Source organism: Actinoplanes subtropicus, from assembly GCF_000721705.1.
GTDB classification, from domain to species: Bacteria; Actinomycetota; Actinomycetes; order Mycobacteriales; family Micromonosporaceae; genus Actinoplanes; species Actinoplanes subtropicus.
In genome coordinates, this window is sequence record NZ_JOJL01000129.1 from 1 (window position 1) to 1,384 (window position 1,384).

General features: G+C 69.2%; 1 protein-coding gene. It reads left to right on the top strand.

The genetic code is table 11. The features are described from left to right. The first annotated feature begins 156 nt into the window (after positions 1-156). Positions 157-1,368 (top strand): ISAs1 family transposase, encoded by a 1,212-nt coding sequence (locus tag IH26_RS0152440; RefSeq protein ID WP_084599893.1) that lies wholly within the window; start codon positions 157-159, stop codon positions 1,366-1,368. Positions 1,369-1,384 lie beyond the last annotated feature (16 nt).

The window sequence follows — 1,384 nt, forward strand, 5'->3', positions numbered from 1 at the left end:
CACGGCCGTTTCAAGATCATGAGTTTGGTGTGAGTGCCGCGTCGCGGTCTGGCCACAGTGGCGTGTCGCGGGGCGTGATGGGAACGAAGCTCCGGTAGGACGAGGTCTTCTCACAGATCTTGGTCTTCACGGAGCTTCGTCGTGGTGCAGTGTGTCATGCCCGACGCCGGTGTGGCGTCGGTTGCTGGTGTTCCGGTTGCTCAGGCGTGTGCTGACCTGCTCGATCTATTGGCCGGGGTGTCGGATGGCCGGTCGTCGCAGGGCCGTGATCATCCGGCGGCGGTGGTGTTGGCGCTGGTCGCGGCGGCGACGGTGGCCGGGATGACCGGGTACACGGCGGTGGCGGGCTGGGTCGCCGACGTGCCGCAGGCCACGGTGACCGACTTGTACCTGCGCGCGGGTGCGTTACCGGTGGGCCGGCCGTCACGCTCGACGCTGTGGCGGGTCTGTACGGACACCGACGCGCAGGCCCTGGACACCGCGATCGCCGCGTGGACGACGGCCCGGCGGCCCGGTCAGAGTCCGGCCCCGCAGGACACCGATGAGCAGGCCCCGGAACTGCCGCCGACCGACCTGCTGCGGCTGGACGGCAAGACGGTCCGCGGGGCCGTCGACGCCGACGGCAACCAGGTGCAGTTGCTGGCCGCGCTGGCCGGTACCGCCGATCCCGCAACGCCGGCGGTGGTGATCGGCCAGACCGAGGTGACCGGCGCCAAGACCAACGAGCCGGCCTGCGCAAGGGACTTGCTCAAGACCCTGAACATCGAGGGCAGCACGGTCACCGCGGACGCGTTGCACACGGTCAAGGCCACCGCCGAACTCATCCATCAACGTGGCGGGCAGTTCGTGTTCCCGGTCAAGGAGAACCGGCGGGCGCTGTTCGACGCCCTCGACGCGCTGCCTTGGCAGCACACCCCGATCGCCGACAGCCGCATCGACATCGGCCACGGCCGGATCACCCGACGCACGATCCGGGTCCTGCCCGCCCCGCCCGGCCTGCCGTTCCCGCACGTCAACCAGGTATGGCTGATCGAACGCTACGTCACCGACACCACCGGCGCGCACCTGTCCGCAGCCGCCCAACTCGGCGTCGCCAGCCATACCCCGCAACAGGCAGGACCCGCCCAGATCGCCGCCATCAACCAGGGCCACTGGGCCGTCGAATCGCTGCACTGGATCCGTGACACCTGCTACCGCGAAGACCAATCCCGGGTCCGCACCCGGTCCGGACCACGCGTGCTGGCCTCCATGCGCAATCTGGCCATCAACGCGCTGCGCCTGGCCGGACGCCGCGACATCACCGAAGCCACCCGATGGGCCGGCCGGAACATGACCAGACCCTTCGCCATCCTCGGAATCACATCATGATCTTGAAACGGCCGTG

Bases quoted from the DNA above. Each gene is read 5' to 3' on its own strand.
- IH26_RS0152440 (WP_084599893.1), top strand. From the start codon at position 157: ATGCCCGACGCCGGTGTGGCGTCGGTTGCTGGTGTTCCGGTTGCTCAG.